The organism is Aeromonas aquatica (genome assembly GCF_000764655.1).
GTDB lineage: Bacteria > Pseudomonadota > Gammaproteobacteria > Enterobacterales > Aeromonadaceae > Aeromonas > Aeromonas aquatica.
Map to the genome: position 1 here is coordinate 49,209 of NZ_JRGL01000089.1, position 25,593 is coordinate 74,801.

Annotated in this window: 21 protein-coding genes; 13 read left to right on the forward strand and 8 right to left on the reverse strand. The window is 61.1% G+C overall.

Features of this window, described 5'->3' with window-relative positions; all coding sequences use genetic code 11:
- The first annotated feature begins 105 nt into the window (after nt 1-105).
- Entirely contained in the window at nt 106-810 is a 705-nt protein-coding gene (tsaA, locus tag LG30_RS0109390; protein ID WP_033130448.1) for a tRNA (N6-threonylcarbamoyladenosine(37)-N6)-methyltransferase TrmO, read from the forward strand.
- A 74-nt stretch (nt 811-884) separates the two neighbouring features.
- On the opposite strand, the gene LG30_RS0109395 is transcribed toward tsaA, so the two are convergent.
- Genes LG30_RS0109395 through LG30_RS0109405 form a run of 3 tightly spaced genes read right to left on the reverse strand, consistent with a single transcriptional unit; the run spans nt 885 to nt 4,070 of the window.
- Complete coding sequence (locus tag LG30_RS0109395) at nt 885-2,006, reverse strand: beta-ketoacyl-ACP synthase III (RefSeq protein ID WP_033130449.1); 1,122 nt, start codon at nt 2,004-2,006, stop codon at nt 885-887.
- 54 nt (nt 2,007-2,060) lie between these two features.
- The gene (locus LG30_RS0109400) at nt 2,061-3,227 is read right to left on the reverse strand and encodes a vWA domain-containing protein (RefSeq protein ID WP_033130450.1); all 1,167 of its coding nucleotides are present in this window, start codon (nt 3,225-3,227) and stop codon (nt 2,061-2,063) included.
- Nucleotides 3,228-4,070 carry an AAA family ATPase gene (locus LG30_RS0109405; RefSeq protein ID WP_033130451.1) on the reverse strand — a complete coding sequence of 281 codons (843 nt, stop codon included), beginning with the start codon at nt 4,068-4,070 and terminating at the stop codon, nt 3,228-3,230.
- A 163-nt stretch (nt 4,071-4,233) separates the two neighbouring features.
- Between LG30_RS0109405 and cysK the strand changes: the two genes are divergently transcribed.
- The 5 genes from cysK to LG30_RS0109430 all read left to right on the forward strand — a co-directional run bounded on the left by cysK (nt 4,234) and on the right by LG30_RS0109430 (nt 9,294).
- Nucleotides 4,234-5,202, forward strand: coding sequence for a cysteine synthase A (cysK, locus tag LG30_RS0109410; RefSeq protein WP_033130452.1), 969 nt, complete (start codon nt 4,234-4,236; stop codon nt 5,200-5,202).
- Nucleotides 5,203-5,645: 443 nt separating this feature from the next.
- Nucleotides 5,646-5,903, forward strand: a complete 258-nt coding sequence (locus LG30_RS0109415; RefSeq protein WP_005303128.1) for an HPr family phosphocarrier protein — start codon at nt 5,646-5,648, stop codon at nt 5,901-5,903.
- Between the two features lie 44 nt (nt 5,904-5,947).
- Nucleotides 5,948-7,675 carry a phosphoenolpyruvate-protein phosphotransferase PtsI gene (ptsI, locus tag LG30_RS0109420; RefSeq protein WP_033130453.1) on the forward strand — a complete coding sequence of 576 codons (1,728 nt, stop codon included), beginning with the start codon at nt 5,948-5,950 and terminating at the stop codon, nt 7,673-7,675.
- Between the two features lie 43 nt (nt 7,676-7,718).
- Nucleotides 7,719-8,228: a PTS glucose transporter subunit IIA gene (gene crr, locus LG30_RS0109425; RefSeq protein WP_005325875.1), complete on the forward strand. Its 510-nt coding sequence runs from the start codon at nt 7,719-7,721 to the stop codon at nt 8,226-8,228.
- A gap of 520 nt (nt 8,229-8,748) precedes the next feature.
- A complete protein-coding gene (locus LG30_RS0109430; RefSeq protein WP_033130454.1) occupies nt 8,749-9,294 on the forward strand; it encodes a cytochrome b in 546 nt (181 codons plus the stop codon).
- Nucleotides 9,295-9,362: 68 nt separating this feature from the next.
- Here LG30_RS0109430 and LG30_RS0109435 read toward each other — a convergent pair whose 3' ends face one another.
- The 3 genes from LG30_RS0109435 to LG30_RS0109445 all read right to left on the reverse strand — a co-directional run bounded on the left by LG30_RS0109435 (nt 9,363) and on the right by LG30_RS0109445 (nt 14,890).
- Entirely contained in the window at nt 9,363-13,121 is a 3,759-nt protein-coding gene (locus LG30_RS0109435; protein ID WP_033130455.1) for an AAA family ATPase, read from the reverse strand.
- Nucleotides 13,118-14,344 carry an exonuclease SbcCD subunit D C-terminal domain-containing protein gene (locus LG30_RS0109440; protein WP_033130488.1) on the reverse strand — a complete coding sequence of 409 codons (1,227 nt, stop codon included), beginning with the start codon at nt 14,342-14,344 and terminating at the stop codon, nt 13,118-13,120. The genes LG30_RS0109435 and LG30_RS0109440 overlap by 4 nt, the downstream gene beginning before the upstream one ends.
- A 111-nt stretch (nt 14,345-14,455) precedes the next feature.
- Nucleotides 14,456-14,890, reverse strand: a complete 435-nt coding sequence (locus LG30_RS0109445) for a GNAT family N-acetyltransferase (protein ID WP_033130456.1) — start codon at nt 14,888-14,890, stop codon at nt 14,456-14,458.
- Nucleotides 14,891-15,067: 177 nt separating this feature from the next.
- On the opposite strand from LG30_RS0109445, the gene rdgC reads away from it, so the two are divergent.
- Nucleotides 15,068-15,979, forward strand: coding sequence for a recombination-associated protein RdgC (gene rdgC / locus LG30_RS0109450; protein WP_033130457.1), 912 nt, complete (start codon nt 15,068-15,070; stop codon nt 15,977-15,979).
- 109 nt (nt 15,980-16,088) lie between these two features.
- Here rdgC and LG30_RS0109455 read toward each other — a convergent pair whose 3' ends face one another.
- On the reverse strand, nt 16,089-16,685 hold the full coding sequence (locus tag LG30_RS0109455; protein ID WP_033130458.1) for a GDSL-type esterase/lipase family protein: 597 nt from the start codon (nt 16,683-16,685) through the stop codon (nt 16,089-16,091).
- A gap of 134 nt (nt 16,686-16,819) precedes the next feature.
- Between LG30_RS0109455 and ggt the strand changes: the two genes are divergently transcribed.
- Nucleotides 16,820-18,601, forward strand: coding sequence for a gamma-glutamyltransferase (gene ggt / locus LG30_RS0109460; protein ID WP_033130459.1), 1,782 nt, complete (start codon nt 16,820-16,822; stop codon nt 18,599-18,601).
- Between the two features lie 393 nt (nt 18,602-18,994).
- Entirely contained in the window at nt 18,995-20,626 is a 1,632-nt protein-coding gene (gene ybaL, locus LG30_RS0109465; RefSeq protein WP_033130460.1) for a YbaL family putative K(+) efflux transporter, read from the forward strand.
- A gap of 116 nt (nt 20,627-20,742) precedes the next feature.
- On the opposite strand, the gene LG30_RS0109470 is transcribed toward ybaL, so the two are convergent.
- The gene (locus LG30_RS0109470) at nt 20,743-22,044 is read right to left on the reverse strand and encodes a sigma-54-dependent transcriptional regulator (protein ID WP_033130461.1); all 1,302 of its coding nucleotides are present in this window, start codon (nt 22,042-22,044) and stop codon (nt 20,743-20,745) included.
- Between the two features lie 368 nt (nt 22,045-22,412).
- Here LG30_RS0109470 and LG30_RS0109475 point away from each other — a divergent pair, with 368 nt between their 5' ends.
- The 4 genes from LG30_RS0109475 (at nt 22,413) to LG30_RS0109490 (ending at nt 25,568) form a co-directional block, all read left to right on the forward strand.
- Nucleotides 22,413-22,991, forward strand: a complete 579-nt coding sequence (locus LG30_RS0109475; RefSeq protein WP_238566410.1) for a hypothetical protein — start codon at nt 22,413-22,415, stop codon at nt 22,989-22,991.
- Nucleotides 22,992-23,078: 87 nt separating this feature from the next.
- Complete coding sequence (locus LG30_RS0109480) at nt 23,079-24,173, forward strand: hypothetical protein (protein ID WP_033130462.1); 1,095 nt, start codon at nt 23,079-23,081, stop codon at nt 24,171-24,173.
- A 50-nt stretch (nt 24,174-24,223) separates the two neighbouring features.
- Nucleotides 24,224-24,901, forward strand: a complete 678-nt coding sequence (locus LG30_RS0109485) for a C39 family peptidase (protein WP_033130463.1) — start codon at nt 24,224-24,226, stop codon at nt 24,899-24,901.
- Between the two features lie 7 nt (nt 24,902-24,908).
- Nucleotides 24,909-25,568 carry a hypothetical protein gene (locus tag LG30_RS0109490; protein ID WP_033130464.1) on the forward strand — a complete coding sequence of 220 codons (660 nt, stop codon included), beginning with the start codon at nt 24,909-24,911 and terminating at the stop codon, nt 25,566-25,568.
- The last annotated feature ends 25 nt before the right edge of the window (nt 25,569-25,593 follow it).

The following is a 25,593-nucleotide window of genomic DNA, read 5'->3' on the forward strand; positions in this document are numbered from 1 at the left end:
AGACAGGGATCACGGCAGGGCGATGCAGATGAGCGGAGCGAGGTGGAGCCTGCGTTTTGGGGCCGCTTGTGCTAAATTGCCGGGGTTTTTAGTCACGAGTCCGCCATGAAGTTCGAAATCGACACCCTCGGGATCATCCACTCTCCCTACAAGGAGAAGTTTGCCATCCCCCGCCAGCCCGGCCTGGTCAAATCGGCCCGCGCCCGGCTCGAGTTGCTGCCTCCCTACGATCAGCCGGACGTGCTGCGCGGCATAGAGCAGTTCTCCCACCTCTGGCTCAGCTTCGTGTTCCACCAGACCATGGCCCAGGGCTGGCACCCGACGGTGCGCCCGCCGCGCCTCGGTGGCAACGAGCGGGTCGGAGTCTTCGCCACCCGCTCCACCTTCCGCCCCAACCCGCTGGGCCTGTCGGTGGTCGAGCTGCACGGGGTGGGGCGCGAGCGGGGCAAGCTGTGGCTCGAACTCGGTGCGGTGGACTTGCTCGATGGCACCCCCATCGTCGACATCAAGCCCTACATCCCCTATGCGGACAGCCTGCCGGCCGCCCGTGGCGGCTTCGCCCCGGATGCCCCCACCCCGCCGCTGACGGTGAGCTTCGGCCAAGAGGCCGAGCAGCAGCTCGCTCAACTCATGAGCCACCATCCCGAGCTGCGCCAACTGGTGAGCGAGGTGCTGGCCCAGGATCCCCGTCCCGCCTACAAGAAGGGCAAGCCGGACGAGAAGGAGTACGGGGTGAGATTGTTCGACTTGAACGTCAGGTTCCAGATAAAGGAACCAGAGTGTGTCGTTATAGCCATAGAACCGACATGAAAAACGCGAGTCATGCAGTGTAAAAAACCACCCGAGCGGGTGGTTTTTTCATTGTAAGAACGAGGTCGGAGCCTTTAGCGGCGCTGCAGCAGCAGGCTGCCGATGGAGTAGCCGGCGCCGAAGGAGCAGAGCACGCCGCGGGCGCCGCTCGGCAGATCCTGATTGAACAGGTGGAAGGCGATGATGGATCCCGCCGAACTGGTGTTGCCGTAGCTGTCCAGGATCACCGGCGCCTCCGCTTGGCTGGCATCGTGGCCCAGCAGCTTGCGACCGATGAACTGGTTCATGGTGAGGTTGGCCTGATGCAGCCAGAGCCGGCTCAACTCATCCGCCTCCCAGCCCTGCGCCTTGAGCTGACCATCTATCTGCTCGCACACCAGGGGCAACACCTCCTTGAACACCTTGCGCCCCTGCTGGCGGAACAGCTTGTCATCGCCGTAGCGGGTGCGCGGGCTGAAGCGGTTCAGGAAGCCGAAGTTGTTGCGGATGTTGTTGGAGTACTGGGTCACCAGCTTGCTGGCCACCAGTTGCCAGGGGGCCGCCACCTTGCAGTCGGCCTCCCGCTCCAGCAGCACGGCGGTGCAGGCATCGCCGAAGATAAAGTGGCTGTCCCGGTCGCGGAAGTTGAGGTGACCCGAGCAGATCTCCGGGTTTACCACCAGCGCCAGTTTGACGGTGCCCGCCGCCAGCAGATCCGCCGCCGTCTTGATGCCGAAGGTGGCGGAGGAACAGGCCACGTTCATGTCGAACGCCATGCCACCGGCACCGAGATAGTGCTGCAGCTCGATGGAGAGCGCCGGATAGGGGCGCGGCATATTGGAAGCCGCCACTATCACCAGATCGATCTCGCCGGGTTCGCGACCGGCGGCGATCAGTGCCTGCTCGGCGGCCGCCACCGCCATCTCCACCATGATGGAGGGCTTGTCATCGGGACGCTCGGGGAGCAGCGGTTGCATGATATCGGGATCCAGCACCCCCTCCTTGCTCACCAGATAACGACTCTTGATGCCGGAGGCCTTCTCGATGAACTCGCAGCTCGAATGCTGCTTGGCGTCCAGCTGGCCGGCGTCGATGGCGGAGGCGTTCTCCTCGTTGTAGAGATCCACATACTGGTTGAAGGCCGCCACCAACTCTTCGTTGCTGACGGCAAAGGGCGGGGTATAGAGGCCTGAGCCGCTGATTACGATGGAAGTCATCTTTGCTCCTGGCCGGGTGCAATCCCGGCTTGTCTGTTTTGTAGGGTCAGAGGATTACAGCTGATCGATCGCCTGGGCGAGACCAGCCAGGGTCAGCGGGTGCATGCGCCCGCCGATCAATTCGTTGATCAACTTGATGGAGGGATGCCAGAGCCACTCCCGCCTCGGGAGAGGGTTGATCCACACCAGCTTCGGATACTGTTGCTGCAGGCGGGCGAGCCACAGCTGACCCGGCTCCTCGTTCCAGTATTCGACGGCGCCCCCTGGCCAGGTTATCTCGTAGGGTCCCATCTTGGCATCCCCCACCAGGATCACCCTGTAGTCGTGGCCGTAGGTGCGCAGCAGGCGCCAGGTATCGAACTTCTCCTCGAAGCGGCGGGCGTTGTCCCGCCAGACGAAGTCGTAGAGGCAGTTGTGAAAGTAGAAGAACTCCAGGTGCTTGAACTCGTGGCGCAGGGCCGAGAACAGTCGCTGCACCTCGGCCACGTGGCTGTCCATGGAGCCTCCCACATCGAAGAACACCAGCAGCTTGACCCCGTTGTGGCGCTCGGGCCTCAGCTTCACATCGAGCCAGCCCTGGCGGGCGGTGCTCTGGATGGTGTCGTCGAGATCCAGCTCGTCGAGACTCCCTTTACGCACCCAGCGCCTGAGCTTGCGCAGGGCCAGCTGGATAGCCCGCTGGCCCAAGGGAGAGTCATCGTCGCTGAAGTTGCGATAGTGGCGCGCCTCCCACAGCTTGGCGGCACGGCCGTGCTCCCCCTCGCCCCCCATGCGCACCCCTTCCGGGTGAAAGCCGCCGTGACCGAAGGGGCTGCTGCCGCCCGTGCCTACCCACTTGTTGCCGCCGGCGTGACGCTCTTTCTGTTCCGCCAGGCGCTGGTTGAGGGTCTCCAGCAACTTGTCGAGGCCCCCCAAGGAGCGCAGCAAATCTCGCTCTTCCAGGCTCAACAAGCGCTCCAGTTCCCGGCGCAGCCAGTCATCCGGCAAGGTTTCCGGCAACAAGGGGCTGGCCTGCAAGCCGTCGTAATACTCAGCGAAGGCGCGATCGAAGCGATCGAGGTACGCCTCGTCTTTCACCAACAGGCAGCGGGCGAGCAGGTAGAAGGCATCCATGTCGAGGCTGACGAGCCGGGCCGCGAGTGCCCCGTGCAGGTCCAGCAATTCCCGCAGGCTGCAGGGCAGCTTGTGGCGACGCAGATGGAGGAAAAAGTCGATCAGCATTCAGCCGCCGCGCCGGGCCAGGAAGGCGAGCTTCTCGAACAGATGCAAGTCCTGCTCGGTCTTGAGCAGGGCGCCATAGAGCGCCGGCACCAGCTTGCCCGGCTCGCGATTGCGCATCGCCTCGGGGGAGATGCCATCCGCCAGCAGCAGCCGGATCCAGTCCAGCAGCTCCGAGGTGGAGGGCTTCTTGCGCAGCCCCTCGACTTCCCGCAGCTCGAAGAACAGCGCCATGGCCTCGTCCAGCAGCGCCTCTTTCAATTTGGGATAGTGCAGACGGACGATGGCCTGCATCTCGGCCTTGTCGGGGAAACGGATGTAGTGAAAAAAGCAGCGGCGCAGGAAGGCATCCGGCAGCTCTTTTTCGTTGTTGGAGGTGATGATGACCACGGGGCGCTGGCGGGCCTTGACCCGCTCGCCCGTCTCGTAGACGTCGAACTCCATCCGATCCAGCTCCAGCAGCAGATCGTTGGGAAACTCGATGTCCGCCTTGTCGATCTCGTCGATGAGCAGCACGGGTCTCTGCTCGGCGCCGAAGGCCTGCCACAGCTTGCCCCGGCGGATGTAGTGGTTGATGTCCCCCACCCGGGGATCCCCGAGCTGGGAGTCCCGCAGCCGCGCCACGGCGTCATATTCATAGAGCCCCTGCTGGGCCTTGGTGGTGGACTTGATGTGCCAGGCAATCAGCTCGGCGCCGAGCGACTCGGCCACCGCCTCCGCCAGCACCGTTTTGCCGGTCCCGGGCTCCCCCTTAATGAGCAGCGGCTTTTCCAGCACGATGGCGGCATTGACGGCCATACTCAGTGCCGTTGAGGCGAGATAGCGATCGCTTCCTGCAAATCCCATGACGTCCATTCCTTTGGTAGCACAGGGCCCGGCCAGGGCTCCGGTAAGAAAGAATAAGTTCTATATGTTCTAATAACATATTGTTATAACGATTCGTCACTTCTCATTCAGAAATCACAGGGTAATCTGGTTTCATCGCCTTAACAAACACAGGGATAACACCATGAGCAAAATTTTTGAGGACAACAGCCAGACCATAGGCAACACCCCGCTGGTTCGTCTCAACCGTGTTACCAAGGGCCGCGTGCTGGCCAAGATCGAGAGCCGCAACCCGAGCTTCAGCGTCAAATGCCGGATCGGTTCCAACCTGATCTGGGATGCCGAGAAACGCGGCGTGCTGACCAAGGGCAAGGAGATCATCGAGCCCACCAGCGGTAACACCGGCATTGCTCTGGCCTTCGTGGCCGCCGCCCGTGGTTATCCCATCACCCTGACCATGCCGGCCACCATGAGCCTGGAGCGCCGCAAGCTGCTCAAGGCGCTCGGCGCCAACCTGGTGCTGACCGAAGGTCCCCTCGGCATGAAGGGTGCCATCGCCAAGGCTAACGAGATCCTCGAATCCGAGCCGGGCAAGTATGTGTTGCTGCAACAGTTCGAAAACCCCGCCAACCCCGAGATCCACGAGAAGACCACAGGCCCCGAGATCTGGGACGCCACCGACGGTGACGTGGATGTGTTCGTGGCAGGGGTCGGCACCGGTGGCACCATCACAGGGGTCTCCCGCTATTTCAAACAGACCAGGGGCAAGGCCATCGTCTCGGTGGCGGTCGAGCCGTCAGAATCCCCCGTCATCAGCCAGAGACTGGCGGGTCTCGAGATCAAGCCGGGTCCGCACAAGATCCAGGGCATAGGCGCCGGTTTCATCCCGGGCAACCTGGATTTGACCCTGCTCGACCGCGTCGAGCAGGTGAGCAGCGAGGAATCCATCGAGATGGCCCGTCGCCTGATGGAAGAGGAAGGAATTCTGGCGGGGATAAGCTCGGGGGCCGCCGTGGTGGCCGCCGCCCGTCTGGCCGAGTTGCCGGAGTTCGAGGGCAAGACCATAGTCGTGATACTGCCGAGCGCCGCCGAGCGTTACCTCTCCAGCGCGCTGTTCGCCGGTGTGTTCAGCGAGCAGGAACTGCAGCAGTAATTGATCTCCTTACATCAAAACAACGGCGCTCTTCGGGGCGCCGTTTTTCTTTATGAGCTAAACTCAGTCGTCATTAGTTTCAGTCGACCCCTTATTTTTTGGGGTAAAATAACAAATTTCAGAGTGACAAAAAAAGCAGACATTCTGTGATAAATCTCATATCCTGTGCGGCGTCACGAGGTGTTTGCCGGTTAGGTATCACAAGGTAACAAAGTGTTATTTTTCGTTATAAATTAATTTCAGGCCAGTCCTGACGCGGCTTGTAGCCCGATAACGAAAAAGACTTAGCCAGGACGCCGAATACTGCACAGAAAATTGACCTGGATTAAACCATTGCGGGTCTGATTTCGTTACTTTACAACATATCCATACTGACACGGTGAGACAGGTAGCCTCATAAGCAACCATCTCTCCACACAATATCAATAATATGGGGTGAAACCATGTACGAGAAGTCTGTTGTTATTACTGCTGAAAACGGCCTGCACACCCGTCCCGCAGCTCAGTTCGTGAAAGAAGCCAAAGAATTCCAAAGCGAGATCACTGTGGTCTCCGGTGGCAAGTCCGCCAGCGCCAAGAGCCTGTTCAAGCTGCAGACCCTGGGCCTGACCAAAGGCACCAACGTGACCATCCAGGCCGACGGCCCGGACGCTCAGAAAGCCGTTGAGAAGCTGGTTGCCCTGATGGACGAGCTGGAGTAATCCGGCTTTATTCCTCCCCCACAGTCGTTTTAATAGGAAGGATTATGATATCTGGCATTCTTGCGTCCCCCGGTATCGCATTCGGCAAGGCGCTTCTTCTGAAAGAAGATGAAATCGTTATCAATCAGGGCAAGATTTCTGTTGACCAGATTGACGCCGAAATCAACCGCTTCCTCGAAGCTCGCACCAAGTCAGCCACACAGCTGGAAGCCATCAAAGAGATGGCCGGTCGCACCTTCGGTGAGGAAAAAGAGGCCATCTTCGAAGGCCACATCATGCTGCTCGAAGATGAGGAGCTGGAAGGGGATATCAGATCCTTCATTAAAGACAACAAGGCATCCGCCGACAAAGCCATCTATGAGGTGATCGAACAGTACGCCAAGATGATGGCCGATCTGGATGACCCTTATCTGCGTGAGCGCGCCACCGACTTCCGTGACATCGGAACCCGTCTGGTGAAGAACGTGCTGGGCATCGCCGTTGTCAACCTGAGCACCATCAACGAAGAGGTCATCCTGGTCGCCAAAGACCTGACCCCGTCCGAAACCGCTCAGATCAACCTGAAATACGTGCTGGGTTTTGTCACCGACATCGGTGGCCGTACCTCTCACACCTCCATCATGGCCCGCTCCCTGGAGCTGCCGGCTATCGTGGGCACCAACGACATCACAGCGCGTGTCAACAATGGTGACATGCTGATACTGGATGCGATCAACAACCAGCTCATCATCAATCCGACCGCCGAGCAGCTGACTGAAGCCAAGAAATTCCAGGCTCAGTTCCAGGCCGAGAAAGACGAGCTGGCCAAGCTTAAAGACCTGCCCGCCATCACTCTGGATGGTCATCAAGTCGAAGTGTGTGCCAACATCGGTACCGTCAAGGATACCGAGGGTGCCATCCGTAATGGCGCCGAAGGCGTGGGTCTGTACCGCACCGAGTTCCTGTTCATGGACCGTGATGCGCTGCCGACCGAAGACGAGCAGTTCAAGGCCTACAAAGAAGTGGCAGAGGCCATGCCGGATCAGCCGATCATCGTCCGTACCATGGACATCGGCGGCGACAAAGAACTGCCCTACATGAATTTCCCGAAAGAGATGAACCCCTTCCTGGGCTGGCGTGCCGTGCGCATTTTCTTCGATCGCGAAGACATCATGCACGCCCAGCTGAAGGCCATTTTGCGTGCCTCTGCCTTTGGCAAACTGCGCATCATGTTCCCGATGATCATCTCCGTCGAAGAGTTCCGCAGCCTCAAGGCCACCGTGGAGCAGCTGAAGGCCGAACTGCGTGCCGACGGCAAAGCCTTTGATGAATCCATCGAAGTAGGTATCATGATCGAGACCCCGGCCGCCGCCGTGATGGCTCATCATCTTGCCAAGGAAGTGGATTTCTTCAGCATCGGTACCAACGACCTGACCCAGTACACCCTGGCCGTCGACCGTGGTAACGAGATGATTTCCGCCATGTACAACCCGCTGTCACCCTCCGTCCTGACCCTGATCAAGATGGTCATTGACGCTTCCCATGACAATGGCAAGTGGACAGGTATGTGCGGTGAACTGGCTGGTGACGAACGTGCCACCCTGCTGCTGCTGGGTATGGGTCTGGATGAGTTCTCCATGAGCGCCATCTCTGTACCGCGTATCAAGAAGCTTATCCGTAACACCAACTTCGAAGATGTGAAGGCAATGGCAGACCAGGCTCTGAGCTATGCGACCGCCGCCGAAATCGAAGCCTGTGTAGATAACTTTATTAAGCAGAAGGCAGTCTGCTAAGATCGGCTGCAAACAGCGACAATCATCTCTAGGAGCTTTTACTATGGGTCTGTTTGATAAACTGAAGAAACTGGTTTCCGATGACAGCTCTGACACCGGTGGCATCGAAATCTTTGCCCCCCTGTCAGGGGAAATCGTACCGATCGAAGACGTGCCTGACGTCGTCTTCGCCGAGAAGATCGTCGGTGACGGCATCGCCATCAAGCCGGCTGGCAACAAGATGGTTGCCCCGTGCGACGGCACCATCGGCAAGATCTTCGAGACCAACCACGCGTTCTCTCTGGAATCCGACTCTGGTATCGAGCTGTTCGTTCACTTTGGTATCGACACCGTCGAGCTGAAAGGCGAAGGCTTCACCCGCATCGCTCAGGAAGGTCAGAAGGTCAAGCGCGGTGATACCATCATCGAGTTCGATCTGGCCGTTCTGGAAGCGAAAGCCAAATCTACCCTGACGCCTGTGGTCATCTCCAACATGGATGAGATCAAAGAGCTGATCAAGATGACTGGCGCCGTGACCGTGGGCGAGACCCCGGTGATCCGCATCAAGAAATAATGCGCCGCTGGCCTGTGCCAGCTGCCGCAACGAAAAACCGAAGCCCTGGGCTTCGGTTTTTTTATGGGCTAGGATCCGTTGACGACAGCCCCCCCTCGCCCATTTCCAACCGGCCGCCCAGCGCCTCGGTCCGATACCGAGTCACAACCCTAACCTGCCTCCAACCCCTGATCCACACCATGCGGAGTCACGGGGCTGCCCGTCACGAGGGCCTATGATCCAGCGGCATGGCCCCCGGCATCGGCTGAGCAATACCATCCGAGCAGAACCAGCCCATCACCCGTTTCTCATCGGCACGGCCATAACAGGCAGGGTGGCCGCCGTATCGCCCGCGCCTGAAGCTGCCTGTCGGTCACCGCTTGGGAGCTGGGGTAAAATGTCAGAAAGTTATCGAGATCAAGGTTTTGGCAAGCAAGCCTTGTAACATGGAGATGACCAAGACCACATCGGGGTACAGAAAGCGAGGCCGGAGAGGCAGAACCAGAGCGGATGCAACGGGCACCCCGAGCAGGAGATGAGCATGTTGAAGAATACGGAACGACGTTATGGCAGCCTGAGCATCGGGCTGCACTGGCTGACCCTGCTGTTGATGATTGCCGTCTACAGCCTGATGGAGTTCAGGGACATCTTCCCCAAGGGCTCCGTCGGCCGCGATGCCATGAAGGAGTGGCACTTCATGCTGGGTCTACTGATCCTGGCACTGGTCGTGGTGCGCCTGCTGGTGCGCTTCAGCAGCCCGTCACCACGTATCGAGCCCGCCCTCTCTCCCCTGATGCTCAGGCTGGCCCACCTCGCCCATCTGGCGCTGTACGGCTTTCTGCTGCTCACCCCGCTGCTGGGCTGGCTGCTGCTGAGCGCAGGGGGCAAGCCCATCCCCTTCTTCGGAGCCGAGTTGCCCGCCCTGATGGTGCCGGATGATGGCCTGAAGGGGACCATCAAGGAGCTGCACGAGACGCTGGCCAACATCGGCTATGCCCTGATCGCCCTGCACGCCGCCGCGGCCCTCTATCACCACCATGTGCTCAAGGACAACACCCTGACCAATATGTTGCCCGAGAAGAGATAACCCCGGACCGGCCACGCCAACAAACAGGCCCCATAACTGGGGCCTGTTTGTTGGTCGACACATAGTCTTCAGGGCAAGACCACCCGGCTCTCCCCCCCGCCGAGGGCTTCGACCCTGATCTGCACGCCGATCCGCTCAACCAGGGTCTGGACGTGAGAGATGACCCCGATCTGGCGGCCCGCCGCCTGCAGGGAGTCGAGGCTGGAGAGCGCGAGATCCAGGCTGTCCGGATCCAGGGTGCCGAACCCCTCGTCGATAAACAGCGACTCGACCTGGGTCTGGCGCGACGAGAGGCTGGAGAGCGCCAGCGCCAGCGCCAGCGACACCAGGAAGCTCTCGCCACCGGAGAGCGAGTCCACCGAGCGCACCTCGTCCCCCATGTCGAGATCCACCACCTGCAACGCGAGATCGGTACCGGGCACCCGCTCCAGCCGGTAGCGCGGCGACAGCTCGGCGAGCTGGGCGTTGGCCTCCAGCAGCAAACGCTCCAAGGTGAGGCTCTGGGCGAAGGTGCGCAATTTGGCACCGCTGGCCGACCCTATCAGCTCGGACAGCTGTTGCCAGTGATCCACCACCCCCTGCTGGCGGGCCAACTCTGCCTGCAGGCTCCCCGCCTTGAGCGCCGCTGTCTCGGCCTGGGCCAGCATGCTCTTGCACTGGAACAACTGCTCCTCCAGCTCGCGACAATGGGCCTCACAGGCGCCGAGGCGCTGACTCAGAGCCTCTGCACTGAGCGCCGTCAGCTCGCCGTGGTGCTCACGGTAACGCTCCAGCTTGGCCTCTTCCTGCGCCTGCGCCCGCTGGCGCTCACCGAGCCGGGTACGCGCCTCGGCCTGGGCATAGTCCAGCTGCTGCAAGGCGGCGCGGCGCGCCTTGATCTCATCCGGCTGGATGGCCAACAGCCGGCGCAGCTCATACTCGGCGATCCCGATCGCGCTGGCCTGAGCCGAGCAGCGCCCCTGCACCTCGCGCTGCCGTCGGCTGCTCACCAGCCTGTCCTGCTCGAGATGGGTCAGCCGGGTCTTGAGCTCGGTCTGGCGCTCCCGCAATGCACGCAGGGCCGTCACAGCCCCGTCGAGCTGACTGTTCAACTGCTGCAGTCGCTGCTGCCACTCGCTCTCGACCGTGGCGATGGCACGACCGCCGAGGCAGGCCTCCCGACTGGCGACCAGTCCCTGCCGCTGCTGGTCCCCTGCCTTGTAGTCAAGCTCCAGCTTATGCATCAGCTCGTCCTGACTCTGCACCCGCACCGCCTGCGCGCTCAGGATGGGCGTCTGGCTGGCGATGTCCGCCCCGAGTTGCTCCCACTCCCCCTGCCCCTGCAGGCAGGCCTCACAGGTCTGCTGCCACTCAGACCAACGCTCACCCTCTGCCCACTCGCGCCAGGGCTCGGACCCCATCTGCTGATCGAGTCGGGCCTCCCCCTGTGCCAGCCGCTGGCACAGACTGCTCTCTTGCTCGGCCAGGCCCTTCAGCTCGGCCTCCCACTGCACCTTCTGCCGCTCGCTCTCGTGCCACTGCTGTTCGAACTGCTGCTGACGGACATTGAGCTGGGCCAGCTGCTCACGCAGTCCCGCCAGCACCTGCTGCCCTGCCTGGGCCTGCGACAGCTGCCGCTGCCCCTCGGCCAGACGCCGCTCCAGCGACTCCCCCTGCACCAGCAAGCGGGACTGCAGCTCGCCCCACACGGCCGGGCTCTGATGCGGCGGCAGCTCGCCCCCGGACAGTTCGTTACCACCCAGTTGCCCCCAGCGCTCGGCCAGTCGAGCAGATCTCGCCTCCAGCTCGGGCTGCTGTTGCCGGCGAGCGGCCAGCTGGCGGGCCAGCTCAACCCGCTCGCTTTCCCCTTGAATATGTTGATGATTGAGCCGCTCCCACTCGAGCTCCAGCTGACGGATGCGCTCGGCCTGCTGAGCCAGGATGCCCGCCACCTGGGGCTGGCTCTGGCGATAGGGATGCTCCTTGGCGCCGCAGAGCGGGCAGGGTTCATCATCTTGCAGTTCATGGCGATGCTGCTCGAAACTGGCCACGGCGCGGGCCTGATCCAGTGCGCGGCGCGCCTCGTCACGCTGGATGGCGAGGCGAGCCAGCGCCGGCTCCCGCTCGGCGTGCATTACGGCGAGCCGGGCCAGCTGCTGCTCGAGCGCAGCGATCTCTTGCCAGAGCCGCTCCTGCTGCTCGCTGTGGCTACGCCCCGACTGTGCCAGTTCCAGCAACTGGTGCACCCGTGCCAGTTGCTCGGTATCGGATTGGCGCTGCTCTTGCGCGCGTGCCACCTGGCCATCCCACTCCAGCGCCTGCTGCTCATCGTGCTGACGTTGCAGCCGGGTGTGTTCATGTTGCCAATCATCACGCTGATGCCGAGCCTGTTCCAGACGCCCGTTGAGCGCGCGCAGGGCCTGGCTTCGCTGCTCACGACTCTGCTGCACCCGCTGCAACAACACCCGGCTCTCGACCCAATCCTGCATGGCGGTGAGCAAGGGGCGCCACTGGGGTGCCAGGGGAGCCAGGGTCTTGCGCTCCTCGAGCCAGCTCGCCCATTGCTGGCGGCGCGCCGTCAGCCCTTGCACACGCTCTGCTTGCTGTTGCCACTCCTGTTGCCACTGGAGTTGCAGGGTCCGCGCCTGCGCGCCCTGTTGCTGGATCTCCTGCAGCTGGCTGACCCTCTCTCTGATGCGGGTATCAAGCTCCTGCGCCCGCTTGATCTCCGGTTGCAGCGCCCCCCACTCCCGCTCGGCAGCGCTTTTTTCTGCCAGCAACTGCTGCTCTCGCAGCACGGCCTGCTGCTGCTCCTGCTCAATTTGCGCAAGCTCCGGGCCCAGTTGGCCGATAAGCAGCGTTTGCTGCTGCAGCTCCTGAGTCAGGCGCGCCAGCTCGTCGTGATCGGCGCGGGCCACCTGGGCCTGCTCGAGCCGGGCGAACTCCTCCCGCTCGGGAGCGGCCTCGCCATGAGCCGTCTCGGCGGCGGCCAGCAACCCCTGCCCCTCCTGGCAAGCCTGGCGCAGGGCCCTGATACGCTCGTTGAGATCGCGCAGGTCCTGCAACAGCTGGCGCTGCTGTTGCTCGTGCTTGAGGCCAGTGGAGAGGTTTAGCTGTTGTGTGACCCAGTGCTCCCGGGTCGCCTCGTCCATCAGCGCCACGTCGCCGAGCCGTTGTGCGATGGCCGTCAGTGCCTGCTGCTCGGCCCGCGCCCGCTCATGGGTCTGTACCGAGATGGCGGAGTAGAGCTCTGTGCCCGTCATCCGCTCCAGCAGCGCCGAGCGCTCGTCGGCACTGGATTTCAGAAAAGCCGCAAACTCCCCCTGAGGCAGGATCACCGCCCGGCGGAACTGCTCCCAGGAGAGGCCCACCAGCTCGTCGATGCGCTCCTGCAACTCTCGCTTGCTGCCGGAGAAGAGCTGACCAGTCTGGACATCGGTCAGGCTCCGCTCCTGGGCCTGGAAGCGTCCCTCCGAGCGGTTGCGTGCCCGGCGTACCGCCCAGCGCGCCAGATAGCGGCGACCGTCACAGCCGCGAAACTGCACCTCGGCAAAACCGCTGGCATGACCGCGACTGAGGATATTTTTAACATCGTTAGCTGTTAATTTTTCTTTTTCGTCTTCATCAGCTCGGCCAATTTTTTCAACATTCTTGCGATTGGCGATAAAGCGCGGCATCTCGTCATAGAGCGCGAGGCAGATGGCGTCGAGCAGGGTGCTCTTGCCCGCCCCCGTGTTGCCGGTGATGGCGAACAGGCCGGCAGCGCCGAGGGCACCGCCATTGAAATCGATGGCGAAGCTGCCGGTCAGGCTGGCCAGGTTCTCGCCTGACAGAGAGAGTATTTTCATGCCTCTGACTCCTTCACCTGCACCAGGATTTCTTCGAACGAGGCCACCAGTTCGGCGGTCGGCTCCCCCTCGAACTGGCGCTGGTAACAGAGCCTGAACACCTCGGTCGGGGAGATCTCATCGAGCCTGCGCCGGTTCGCCCCATCGGCCAACCCCTGACCCGAACCCTGATAACGGGTGCTGATGCGGGCCAGACGCACCGGTTTGCCGGTCATGGCCGCCAGGATGCGCTCACGGATGCGAGCCTCGGGCTTGGGCAGCAGCAGTCGCACCTCGAGGAAGGGCTGGGCCTCAACAGGCAGCTCGGGCAAATCGAGCGCAGTGATGGCGTCAAGGGCCTCATCGAGCGCGCTCTCCGGCAAGCGGATCATCTCGACGCTACGGGGAACCGGGATCCGCTCCAGCGCCGTCAGCTTGTCGCCCTCGAAGGTCACCTCCAGTACCTGGTGGTTGTAGTTCGCTTCGGCCAGCGACAACGGCAGCGGCGAGCCGCTGTAGTGCACGCCGGGGGCCGGGCTCTGGGCGAGATGCAGGTGACCCAGGGCCGTGTAATCTGCCCCCGCGAAGATGTCGGCGGGCAGGGCGTGCTGGTTGCCACCGAGCACCCGCCGCTCCGAGAGCTCCGAGAGCTGGCCCGCTGCCAGATAGGCGTGGCCCATGGCGATCAGCGCCTGACCCGGCTCACAGCGCGCACGGCCGGCGCCGAGCACGGCTTCATAGATCTGGCGTACCCCTTCGATCAACCTGTCCTGCCCCTCGGCCAGCGCCTCGACCCGCAGATCGCTGCTGCGCAGGAAAGGCACGGCGGCGCACCAGGCGGCGACCTGGCCCTCCCTGTCGTGCAGCGGCACCAGCAGGCGCTCCGTTTCGAGCCGCCCCTCTCCGTCCCGACTGATGCTGCCCACCAGGTGCAGATCGAAGGCCCGCAGCAGCTCGTGGGGGGCATCCAGCTTGGAGGGGGAGTCGTGATTGCCGCCGACGAGCACCATGTCCAGCGTCGGGTGCTCGGCCCGCAGCCTGGCCAGGAAGCGATAGAGTTGCTGCCAGGCGCTGGCGGGGGGATTGGCGGTATCGAACAGATCGCCCGCCACCAGCAGGGCATCTATCTGGCGCTGCTCGATAATGTCGGCCAGCCAGTCGAGGAAGGCATCGTGTTCGAAACGGCGCTCATGGCCATGGAGTTGATGGCCAAGGTGCCAGTCGGCTGTGTGCAGGATCTTCATGAGAAAGCGGCTCGGCATAGAGAGGGGGTGCCAAGGGCACCGAATGCAGACAGGATGCGGACAAGGCCCCCTTTTTTCAAGCGCCGCCCGCCAACAAAGCGGGCGGCCGGGTCAGCTTCGGCTCGGTATAAAATGCATCTGATACTGGGGGTGACCGGTCAGGGGATCCGAGACTTCGTCCCCGACGGTGAAGCCATGGCGGCGATAGAAGCGTACCGCCGGCTCGTTTTCCACAAATACCCGGGTGTGCAGCTCACCCCCCTGCTGCTTGGCCTCCTGCAGCAGGGCATGACCGACACCGCGCCCCTGCCGGTCGGGGCGCACGAAGAGGGCGGCCAGGAAGTCATCCACCAGCGCCATGAAACCGAGCAGCTCGCCCCGCTCCTCGAACACCCAGATACGGGCATGATCGAGGTAACGGGTTCGTAGCTCCTCCTGAGCCTGCCACCAGCAGGACGCATCGACGAAGTCATGGGCCTGCAAAGACGCCAGCAACCAGATTTCGACTATTTCTTCCATGTCTTGCGGCCGACTCGCTCTCAACATTTTCTTATCCTTATTAACCTGAACACAAGCAGTCTAGGGGAGTTCGGTCGCCGCCCCAGTGCCGAACATGATGCCCTGTGAACTCGATCGCCCTTTATTTAGCGAGAATGATTGGCTGATCACAAAGCGCCTCTCTAGTACAATGCCCGCCGGACAATCTATGAGACCGAGGACGCCATGTGGTTTAAAAACCTGCAGATTTATCGCTTTACCCGCCCCTTCGAACTGACCGTGGAGCAGCTGGAAACCCAGTTGGAGGCCTGTGCCTTCACCCCCTGTGGTAGCCAGGACATCTCCCGGTTCGGTTGGGTCAAGCCCCTTGGCAAATTCGGCTCTACCCTGACCCACAGCGCTTCTGGCCACATCCTGCTCTGCGCCCGCAAGGAAGAGAAGATGCTGCCAGGCACCGTGATCAAGGAGATGCTGGCGGAGAAGGTCGAAGCGATCGAATTCGAGCAGGGCCGCGCCCTCAAGAAGAAGGAGAAGGAGGCGCTGAAGGAGGAGATCATGCATACCCTGCTGCCCCGCGCCTTCAGCCGCACCAGCCAGACTTTCGCCTGGATCAACCCGGCCGACAACCTGATGGTGGTGGATGCAGGCTCCGCCAAGAAGGCGGACGATCTGCTGGCGCTGCTGCGCAAATCCATCGGCTCCCTGCCGGTGGTGCCGGTGGCGCTCAAGAACCCGCCCGAGATCACCATGACCGAGTGGTTGAACGAGGGTAACCTGCCGGCCAGCTTCACCCTGGAAGACGAGGCCGAGCTGCGCAGTGCCATGGAGCACGGCGGCATCATCCGCTGCAAGCAGCAGGATCTGATGAGCGAGGAGATCAAGAATCACCTGGCCAACGACAAGATGGTGACCAAGCTGGCCCTGAACTGGGGCGAGACCCTGAGCTTCGTGCTGGGGGACGATCTCTCCATCAAGCGTCTCAAGTTCAGCGAAGAGCTGCGCGAGCAGAACGACGATGTAACCAGCGAAGATCCGGCCGCTCGCCTGGACGCCGACTTCGCCCTGGTGACCGCCGAGCTGGCCCAGTTCATCCCGGCACTGTTCGCCGCCCTGGGGGGCGAGGAGCAGTCCATCTGAGGGCTCAGTCCCGCTGGCGACAGAAGCCATCGTACAAAAACCGCCATCCGGCGGTTTTTTTCATTCTGGTGCCAGGCTAACCGACTGCATCCGTCATAGACGATGCAACTCAGAGCGCCCCGCGATCCTTCAAGAGCCCATGGAGCCGCTCGGCCAGGGTGCGATAACCCAGCTCGTTGAAGTGCACCGAGTCTGACTTGAGCCCGGGGCTGCGCAGCAACTCCCCTATGCTGTCGTTGTCCAGCACCAGCCCATAATGCTCCGCCAGCTCCCCGTAGAGGGGGGCCCCGTCGGCAAACAGGGACTTGCGGGGCACGGCCACCAGCAGCACCTGGGCACCGCTGCCCTGCGCCGCCTCTATCATGGCGGCCAAGTTGTCCTTGAGCGCCCCCTCCCCGCTGCCACGCAAGATGTCGTTGCCCCCCTCCAGCAGGATGACCAGTGCGGGCCTGTGCTCGGCCAGCAACCCGGGCAGACGGGCCCTGCCCCCCAGGCTGAGCTCCCCGGAGACGCCGCCATTGATGACGGTATGGCCACTCAAATCCGCCAACACGCTGGGGTAGCTCTGGGCCGGGCCGACGCCACGCCCCTCGGTCAGGCTGTCACCGAAGGCCAGTATGGTCGCCCCCGCGGCCAGAGGCTTGAGCCCGGGATCCCCGCAGGCGGCCAGCAGCAGGCAGAGCAGCCCTATCATGATTTCTCTCATCCACCTCTCCTTGTGGGTTGCACCCTCATCCACCGATGGCCATATTGCCGTATGAGTACATAGACAATCTTTTCATCGAGGTTCGATTGTGCCACATTCCGACCGGTGAATGAAAAACAGACAAGGAGAGTGTCATGTCCCACCGATCCCTCGGCCTGCTGGCCGCCTTAGGCCTGCTCGCCGGCTGTGCCCCTCAAAATACCTTCCACTACGTGACCCCACCCCAGACCCTGCTCGCACCCGAGTCGGCCAGCGGCTGGACCGACAAACAGGGCTGGCAGGGCCGTGACTTCATGGTGGCCGCCGCCAACCCGCTGGCGGTGGATGCCGGCTATCAGATCATCAAGGCCGGCGGCAGCGCGGTGGATGCCGCCATCGCCGTCCAGCTGGTGCTGACCCTGGTGGAGCCCCAATCCTCCGGCATCGGCGGTGGCTCCCTGTTGCTGGTGTGGGATGGCAAGCGGGTGAGCGCGGTGGATGGCCGGGAGACGGCGCCGGCGGCGGCCACGGATCAGCTGTTCATGAAGGATGGCAAGCCCATGGCCTTCTACGACGGCGTGGTGGGGGGCCGCTCGGTCGGCGCCCCCGGCACGGTGCGCGCCCTGGCGCTGGCCCATCAGCGCTATGGCAAGCTGCCCTGGGCCAGCCTGTTCGACCCCGCCATCACCCTGGCCGAGCAGGGCTTCATCATCAGCCCGCGGCTGGCCACCCTGATTGCCAAAGACCCCTACCTCGCCAGGGATCCCGAGGCCCGCGCCTACTTCTATCAACCGGACGGCGCCCCCAAGGCGGCGGGCACCCGGCTCACCAACCCTGCGCTGGCCGAGGTGCTGAAGACCCTGGCCCACGAGGGAGCGGACGCCTTCTATCGAGGGCCACTGGCACAGGCCATGGTGGCCAAGGTGCACCGGCATCCCACCAACCCTGGGGTGCTGGCGGCGGCCGATCTCGCCAGCTACAGCGCCAAGCTGAGAGACGGCCTCTGCTTTGATTATCGCCAGAGCGAGATCTGCGGTTTCCCGACCCCCTCCTCCGGCACCCTGGCCCTTGGCCAGATCTTCGGCATGCTGGAGAGCCGCGACATGGCGGCGCTCAAGCCGGTGCCAGGAGCAGACGGTCGGCTGGCTGCCTCGAGCGATGCCATCCACCTCTACAGCGAGGCGGCGCGGCTCGCCTTCGCCGATCGTAACCAGTACGTGGCCGACGGCGACTTCGTCAGCGTGCCGGTGGCCGGGTTGCTCGACAAAGGCTACCTCGCCGAGCGTGGCAAGCTGATAGGCCCGACATCCATGGGGCTGGCCAAGCCCGGCACGCCGCCACTATCGCTCGCCAGGGGACGGGACAATACTCCTGAGCTCCCCTCCACCAGCCATGTCTCCATCGTCGACCAGCATGGCATGGCGGTCTCCATGACCAGCTCCATCGAGGATGCCTTCGGCTCGCGGCTGATGGTCAACGGCTATCTGCTCAACAACCAGCTCACCGATTTCTCCTTCACCTCGATGGACGCCGCCGGCCTGCCGGTGGCAAACCGGCTCGAGCCGGGCAAGCGCCCCCGCTCCTCCATGTCTCCCCTGCTGGTGTTTGACAAGCGGAGCGGTGCACTGGAAATGAGCCTCGGCTCGCCGGGCGGCTCCGCCATCATCAACTACGTGGGCAAGACCCTGCTGGCTACCCAGGATTGGGGGTTGAACCTGCAGCAAGCCATAGCCCTGCCGAATTTTGGCAGCCGCAACGGCCCCACCGAGCTGGAGCAGGGGCGCACGCCCCAGGCCGTTATCGAGGGGCTCAAGGCCAGAGGACATGAGATCCTGCTCAATGAACAGACCTCGGGGTTGCAGGGGGTGCAGCGCAACGCCGGCGGCTGGTTTGGCGCGGCCGATCCCAGGCGCGAGGGGGTGGCCAGAGGCGAGTGAAGGTCTCTGACACTCGTCTTTAGTTCCCGATTGAGACGGAGGCGGCCTGGTGCCGCCTCCGTCCTTTCCACCCTCGACACTCTTCAGCCAAAGCCGCATAAAACTCATCACAGATTGATTGCGACTGCCAAGAAATGTGACAAAGCGCAATTCCCTCTCCCTAATTCTATGATTTATACGCGTTTAATCTCAAATACTGACTTAAACGTGGATAAGTGTTGCTTGGAGTAAAAAAATACATTATTTTTCAATAGAAACGGCAACTGTTGTCCCCAAGATATTGTGCTTGCCACGGCCAACATCTGTCTCTTTCGCCCCCTGCTCATTGACAGCTGCCCTCTTCACCCCCGCGGTGACCTGGTAGCCCCTGACTGCCATTAGCGAGGTGACGACATGGACCACTCACTCCCCCTTATCACAACCCTGGTTGGCGGCCTCGTGTTGGCCTATCTCTTTGGCATGCTGGCCCAGCGCCTGCGGATCTCCCCCATGGTAGGTTATCTGGCGGCCGGGGTCGTGTGCGGTCCCTTTACTCCCGGCTATGTCGCCGATCTGCAACTGGCCCCCGAGTTGGCGGAGATAGGTGTCATTCTGCTGATGTTCGGGGTGGGGCTGCACTTCTCCCTGAAAGATCTGCTCTCCGTCAAACACATCGCCATCCCAGGTGCCATCGTCCAGATAACCCTGGCGACCCTGCTCGGCCTCGGCCTCTCCCAGCTGCTCGACTGGAGTATCACCGCCGGGGTGGTGTTCGGATTGGCACTCTCGACCGCCAGCACCGTGGTGCTGTTGCGGGCGCTGGAGAACCGCGGCCAGGTCGATACCAATGAGGGCCGCATCGCCATCGGCTGGCTCATCGTCGAAGACCTGGTGATGGTACTGGCGCTGGTGCTGCTCCCCATACTCGCCAACCTGCAACAAGGGGATGAGAGCCTGACCCTCGCCCATGTGCTGTGGGACCTGGGCCTCACCCTGGCCAAGGTCGCCGCCTTCATCGCGCTGATGGCCATCGGGGGTCCTCGCCTCATTCCCTGGCTGCTGGCCCGCACCGCCGCCACCGGCTCCCGAGAGCTGTTTACCCTGGCCGTACTCTCCTGTTCGCTCGGCATCGCCTTCGGCGCCGTCAAGCTGTTCGGGGTTTCCTTTGCCCTCGGCGCCTTCTTCGCCGGGGTGGTGATGAACAGCTCGCACCTGAGCCACAAGGCCGCCAACGATACCCTGCCCTTGCAGGATGCCTTCGCCGTGCTCTTCTTCGTCTCTGTGGGCATGCTGTTTGATCCCACCATCTTGCTGCGCGAGCCGCTGGCGGTGCTGGCCACCATCTTCGTCATCGTCATCGGCAAGTCGGTCGCGGCCTTCGCCATAGTGCGGCTGTTTGGTCACAGCCAGCGTACCGCCCTGACCATCTCCGCCAGCCTGGCACAGGTGGGGGAATTCTCCTTCATCCTGATGGGGCTGGGGATCATGCTGGATCTGGTGCCCGAGGTGGCGCGCGACCTGGTTCTGGTCGGCGCCTGCTTCTCCATCATGCTCAACCCCCTGGTGTTCAACCAGGCCGAACGCTGGCTGCGGCGCAACCCCGAGCCGAAGGTGGAGGAGAGCCCCCCGCACTGCCCCTTGCAAGGCCATGTGGTGGTAGTTGGTGCCGACGGCATCGGCATTCATCTGATCCGGCAACTGCATGCGCAAGGGACGGAAATGGTGGTGATAGACAGCGATGAGAGATTGCTCGATCCCTGGCGCGCCCAGGGCATCACCTGCCTAGCCGGCCATCCCGTCCAGCAGGATCTGCTCGCGGCGGCACTCCCCAATGCCAGCTGGTTGCTGATCACTTTGGAGGACAGCCTGCTGGCCGGCGAGGTCGCGGCAGCCGCGCGCGAACAGGGTGCCCTGCTGCGGATCGCCGCCTGTGCCCATCAGGCCGAAGAGGTGCATCATCTGTTGATCCGCGGGGTACATCAGGTGGTCAAAAGCGAGGAAGAGGCGGCGCGTCGGCTGTGCCAGCTGGCAGTCCAGCCAGCCTGAGACTCGGCGGGTCCTCATTGAAAGCGCCTCCCGGTCACTCATCCCTGAAACCGGCATAAAAAACAGTCCGGGCCATTAGCCCGGACTGTTTTTTTGAGCACCCTGCGTCGACAAACTCACAGCAAATCGTGTTTATCCAGCAACCGGTAGAGAGTTGCCCGCGAGATGTCGAGCCTGCGCGCCACCTCCTCCAGCTGATCCGGAAAACGGGCGAGGGTCTGCAGTAATGCCTGACGCTCGGCGGCTTCTCGCACTGCCTTGAGCGATCCATCCAGCAGCAGTGAGTCCATGTTGGTCAGCTCCATATCATGGGCCTCGATAAAAGGGCCCGAGCACATGACAGCGGCCCGTTGTACTCGGTTGCGCAGCTCCCTGACGTTACCGGGCCAGCCATAGGATTGCATGGCCTGGCGCGCCTTGTGGGTGAAACTGAGCACACGCGCTCCCCGTACCTCGGCCAGGATATCGTCAGCCAGCAACTGGATATCTTCGACGCGCTCACTCAAGGCGGGAGTGCGCAGCCGCACCACGTTGAGCCGATAGTAAAGATCCGTTCGAAAACCACCGTTTGCAACCGCCTGCTCCACATCGATATTGGTGGCCGCAATGACCCTCACATCGACGTTACGGGACATGTGGCTGCCCACCGCCTCTATGCTTTGCTCCTGCAAGAAGCGCAGCAAGGTCGCCTGATCCTCCAGCGGTAGCTCGCCGATTTCATCGAGGAACAGGGTGCCGCCATCTGCCGCCTCTATTTTGCCGATCTTGCGGCTCTGCGCCCCGGTGAAGGCGCCCTTCACGTGCCCGAACAGCTCGGACTGGATCAGCTGATGGGATATGGCACCGCAGTTGACGGCGACAAAGGGGCTCTCTTCTCCGAAGGTGCTGTAGTGCAGCTCCCTGGCCACCAGCTCCTTGCCCGTCCCGCTGGGCCCCGTCACCAGTACCGGCAGACGGCAATGCTGCAGACGCATGATCTGATCCCGCAGGTGGCGGATCGGAGTGCTTTCTCCCTGGATAAAACGCAACTGGACCGGCAGCTTGGGGCGGTGACGCCGGATGAGCTGGGCCATGCCAAGAGCATGCCCCAGACTGTGGGAGAGTCGGTCCGGATCGAGCGGGAAGGTGTGGAAATCATGGAAGCAGGCAGCAAGCAGATTACGCAGTGCCTCGCTGGCAAGGCAATCGCGCTGGATCAGGCCAATCCACAGGCTGCTGGCATGCTGCGCAATCAGGGCATGCAACGCCTCGTGCTGGTCAGGCCCGATGGCAACCAGTACCAGCGGATAGTCCCGCTCCTGCAATTTCTTTTCTGCCACTGCCAAGGTACTCGCCAACTCTAGTCGCCACTCGTCTTTTACCAGCAGACTTTCCAGCACGGCACATGAATTGATGAGTAATAATGCCGTTCCTGTCATATGAAAACCTCCTTGTTATCCCTTCGAGACAGTAGAGCCAGACCATGACTCTTTGAGGTTCACACTTTCATTGAGAGAGGACTTTTTCATTATCAAATGACGCCAATCCAACACCACCAGACGATGCTAACTATAACCTATCTCCCATATAGACTAATGGCACCACAATAATGAGAACGTCACTTTAACGGTGAGAAAGCATAAAATCATTGATAAACAATGAGTTAATGTTAGTCATAAATCCTCATCTCAGACATGAGACATATAGATAAATAAATCAAAATAAAAACCCATATTAATCAACTAATTACAGGTTGGCATATTCATTGCTCTATCTAGTTTGCTCTAGTGGCATACGGAGAAAGAGCATGAAAATATATATTGCACTGGCAATTTGTTCCCTTTCGATATTAACGAGTCAACCACGAGCAGAGAATCGTGTTGATCTCGGTTCGCAGGCCCTTAGCAATATCCGGGGAAGCATGGGTGTCAATATGGTTGCCGGTAATAACAACCAACAGGGCAACCTCTCTGCCATCGCTATCTCGGGGCCGGCTGTTATTCAATTTAACCAGCAGAATCAATCCACTACCAATCTCAGTGGCAAGCAGAGCGTCGCCATTCTTGGACAGGCTCTCAGCCATAACCAGGGACTCGTCGGTATCAATCAAGGTGCGGGTGAGGCCAACCAACAACTCAATGCCTTCGCACTGTCACTGGATGACAGCGGCATGGGTGTGGTGACCGATATCAATCTTAGCACCAGCGTCGCAAAGACCCCTTCCGGCAAGGTCCCTGCGACCACGACTACCAGCATCTATCTGGATGACAATGCCCTAACAGGCAGCAAAGGGGTCATTCAGGTGAACCAGGTCACGGGGCAAGGAAACCAGGCAGTCAACATGGTTTCCCTGCCTCTGGCAGGCGCAGTAACGGTATCACCATGATACCGCAGGGATAGGAAGCCAAGCTTTGAGGTGTAGAACTAGCCGATAGGCACATCTTCCAAAGAAAGCTCAATGGAGAGACTCATTATGCGTGGACTTATTTATAGCTCATTAGCCGCCGCGGTCGTCATGGCCATGTCGGGCGCCGCATTCGCGGATTATCGCGGTGACAGGGATGAGACAGGGGCAACCTTGACCAAGAAGGTCAAGGCAGAGGTCGATGTTGAATACGAAGGCAGAGTCAATGTCGGTGGCTTCATCAATGTTAACAAGCTCGGCATGGCGGTGGTGGACAACCAACAATCCAGCTCCATGATTGGCACCGCCAATTCAAGAACCGAGAACAAGAGCCAGATCGATGGCTCCTTCCAGGATGCATCCGGTAACGTCGGCGCCAACGTAGCGGCCGGTGATTCCAACGTGCAGGGCAACAGTGCCGCCTTGGCCGCCTATGACCAAGTCGACGCCGATGCCGAATTTGTCATGGGTCGTGGCCAACAGCACGGTACCCCAGGCGGATCCTCGGATGCCGAGATCTTCTCCGACCAAAGTGCCAGCCAAAACTGGACCACCAACAGTGGTCATCAGAACGAAGCCGGGATAGGCGATGGGGCATTCGATGGGGCGGCAGGCAACATCGGGGCCAATGTGACCTCCGGGTCGGGTAACGTGCAGGCCAACAACATGGCGGCCTCCGTATCCACCGGTAACATGGCCGTCGCCACCGTGGCCAACAGCCAGAGTGTCTCCAAGAACCTGACCGAGAACAAGAGCCTGAGCGCCACCAAGACAGTGGACTACAACCCCATCTACCTCAAGCTCAAGGCCAATGGTGAGTACGAGGGGACCAGCAAGCAGTCCAACAACGTCTATCCGGAAATCTGGAAAGATGGGGATCACCCGGGTGGTGGCGACATGTGGGGTCATATCGACTATGACAATGAAGGTAAAAATGACGGCAAGTTCGAGTTCAAGGAAGAGGGGGATATCAAGCTCAGTGGTTATGCCACCGGCTATATTCCTGTGGTCAACACCTACACCAGTCGTGAGACCTTCAATCACGCCACCATTGATGGCGGATCCTTTAACAATGCTGTCGGCAATATCGGGGTGAACGTGTCTTCGGGCACCAACAATCTGCAAGCGAACAATCTCTCGCTGGCAGCCGGCTTTGCCAAGTAATCCACTCAGGGGGCCTTTGTGCCCCCTTTTTCAAGGACATGGAGGTTTCGATGCGCTGGCTACTGCTGTTGTTATGTTGCCCTGCGGCCTGGTCGGCCACTCTGCCATTGGGAGAACACCTCCCGGCACTGGGGGATCTCAACAAGCCGGTGCAGAGTATTCTGGAGCGCCGTTATGCCAATATCGAGCGCCAACATACCGATTTCAGCTGTGGAGCCGCCGCCGTTGCCACCATACTGCGCTACTCCTATGGCCAAGTAACCAATGAGCGCTGGGTGATGGACGGGATGCTGGCCATGGCCGACCCGGAGCAAGTCAAGCGCTACGGCTTTTCCATGCTCGACATGAAGCAATATCTGCAAATGCTCGGCATGCGCGTCAGGGGCTATCGCCTGGGCGATGAAAAACTTCGCCAGGTGAGAGTGCCCACCATCGTTTTACTCAATATTCGAGGCTACCAGCACTTTGCCGTGCTGCGCGCCATTGATCGACATGACCGTGTTTATCTGGCAGACCCGGCGCTGGGGAACCGCGTCATCACCTTCCAGGAATTCAAGGAAAGCTGGAACGGGATCCTGCTGGCCGTGATTGGCTCAGGTTACCGTCCGGATGCCCCTCTAGCCAATCCCTCTCCCCCGCCATCGGCCAGAGGAAAAGACGGGATGTTCGCCCCTGTCAATGAAACATCTTTGCTGGAATTTGGTTTTCAGCACAAAGAACTAATGTGAGGTCATCATGAACACCCGCCCAGCTATCTGCCTCATTTGCAGCCTAGGTGGCGTTGCCTGCCCACTGCTGGCAGCCTCCGATCCTCTGGCATTGCTGTCAGATCACTTTGCACCCGAGCTGGCTGATGGGGAACTGGCCCACTTGCGTGGTCGTTATGTCAGTTCTCACGGGATCAACTATTTCGGTATCGAATTCATTTCGACCCTGACCACGGCCCAAGCTCAGCAGACCGCTGCCATGAATCTGACCCTGAGCGTGCTACAAAATTCCCCCAAACTGGATATCCGGATAAAAGACCAGATCAAGGCAGTGACAAGCACGCCTGACACGGCCTCGGTGCAAGGATCAGGCTTGGTGCAAGTCGTGCAATTGGAAGGCAGTGGCAACAGCTCCGTGAATCAGGCCGGTATTGCACTGACTCCCCCCGTCATGACGGGACAGATTGTTCCTGCCGGCAACTATGAACATCAGGGAAACCTGGGTACCGCCAGCTATCGGGTTTCAGGCAACTATGCGGGGCTGCAACTAAACTCGTCCGATGGACGCGTCCTATTGGAACAGAGTCTGAGAGGAACCGATTTCAGTCGAGGTCTGCTGCAACTCAATAGAGTCAGAGGCGATGGTTTGCAGACCCTCAATCAGACCAGGATCTGGCTTTCTCACTAGGCAAAGATGAATCCCATTGGCTGCG

What these genes read in the sequence shown, in the direction of transcription:
- LG30_RS0109415 (WP_005303128.1), top strand. Translation starts at nt 5,646, where the DNA reads ATGTACGAGAAGTCTGTTGTTATTACTGCTGAAAACGGCCTGCACACC.
- crr (WP_005325875.1), top strand. Translation starts at nt 7,719, where the DNA reads ATGGGTCTGTTTGATAAACTGAAGAAACTGGTTTCCGATGACAGCTCT.
- LG30_RS0109490 (WP_033130464.1), top strand. Translation starts at nt 24,909, where the DNA reads ATGAACACCCGCCCAGCTATCTGCCTCATTTGCAGCCTAGGTGGCGTT.
- LG30_RS0109475 (WP_238566410.1), top strand. Translation starts at nt 22,413, where the DNA reads ATGAAAATATATATTGCACTGGCAATTTGTTCCCTTTCGATATTAACG.
- LG30_RS0109480 (WP_033130462.1), top strand. Translation starts at nt 23,079, where the DNA reads ATGCGTGGACTTATTTATAGCTCATTAGCCGCCGCGGTCGTCATGGCC.
- ybaL (WP_033130460.1), top strand. Translation starts at nt 18,995, where the DNA reads ATGGACCACTCACTCCCCCTTATCACAACCCTGGTTGGCGGCCTCGTG.
- LG30_RS0109485 (WP_033130463.1), top strand. Translation starts at nt 24,224, where the DNA reads ATGCGCTGGCTACTGCTGTTGTTATGTTGCCCTGCGGCCTGGTCGGCC.
- cysK (WP_033130452.1), top strand. Translation starts at nt 4,234, where the DNA reads ATGAGCAAAATTTTTGAGGACAACAGCCAGACCATAGGCAACACCCCG.
- tsaA (WP_033130448.1), top strand. Translation starts at nt 106, where the DNA reads ATGAAGTTCGAAATCGACACCCTCGGGATCATCCACTCTCCCTACAAG.
- LG30_RS0109455 (WP_033130458.1), bottom strand. Translation starts at nt 16,685, where the DNA reads ATGAGAGAAATCATGATAGGGCTGCTCTGCCTGCTGCTGGCCGCCTGC.
- LG30_RS0109405 (WP_033130451.1), bottom strand. Translation starts at nt 4,070, where the DNA reads ATGGGATTTGCAGGAAGCGATCGCTATCTCGCCTCAACGGCACTGAGT.
- LG30_RS0109440 (WP_033130488.1), bottom strand. Translation starts at nt 14,344, where the DNA reads ATGAAGATCCTGCACACAGCCGACTGGCACCTTGGCCATCAACTCCAT.
- LG30_RS0109470 (WP_033130461.1), bottom strand. Translation starts at nt 22,044, where the DNA reads ATGACAGGAACGGCATTATTACTCATCAATTCATGTGCCGTGCTGGAA.
- LG30_RS0109445 (WP_033130456.1), bottom strand. Translation starts at nt 14,890, where the DNA reads ATGTTGAGAGCGAGTCGGCCGCAAGACATGGAAGAAATAGTCGAAATC.
- ptsI (WP_033130453.1), top strand. Translation starts at nt 5,948, where the DNA reads ATGATATCTGGCATTCTTGCGTCCCCCGGTATCGCATTCGGCAAGGCG.
- LG30_RS0109430 (WP_033130454.1), top strand. Translation starts at nt 8,749, where the DNA reads ATGTTGAAGAATACGGAACGACGTTATGGCAGCCTGAGCATCGGGCTG.
- LG30_RS0109400 (WP_033130450.1), bottom strand. Translation starts at nt 3,227, where the DNA reads ATGCTGATCGACTTTTTCCTCCATCTGCGTCGCCACAAGCTGCCCTGC.
- LG30_RS0109395 (WP_033130449.1), bottom strand. Translation starts at nt 2,006, where the DNA reads ATGACTTCCATCGTAATCAGCGGCTCAGGCCTCTATACCCCGCCCTTT.
- ggt (WP_033130459.1), top strand. Translation starts at nt 16,820, where the DNA reads ATGTCCCACCGATCCCTCGGCCTGCTGGCCGCCTTAGGCCTGCTCGCC.
- LG30_RS0109435 (WP_033130455.1), bottom strand. Translation starts at nt 13,121, where the DNA reads ATGAAAATACTCTCTCTGTCAGGCGAGAACCTGGCCAGCCTGACCGGC.
- rdgC (WP_033130457.1), top strand. Translation starts at nt 15,068, where the DNA reads ATGTGGTTTAAAAACCTGCAGATTTATCGCTTTACCCGCCCCTTCGAA.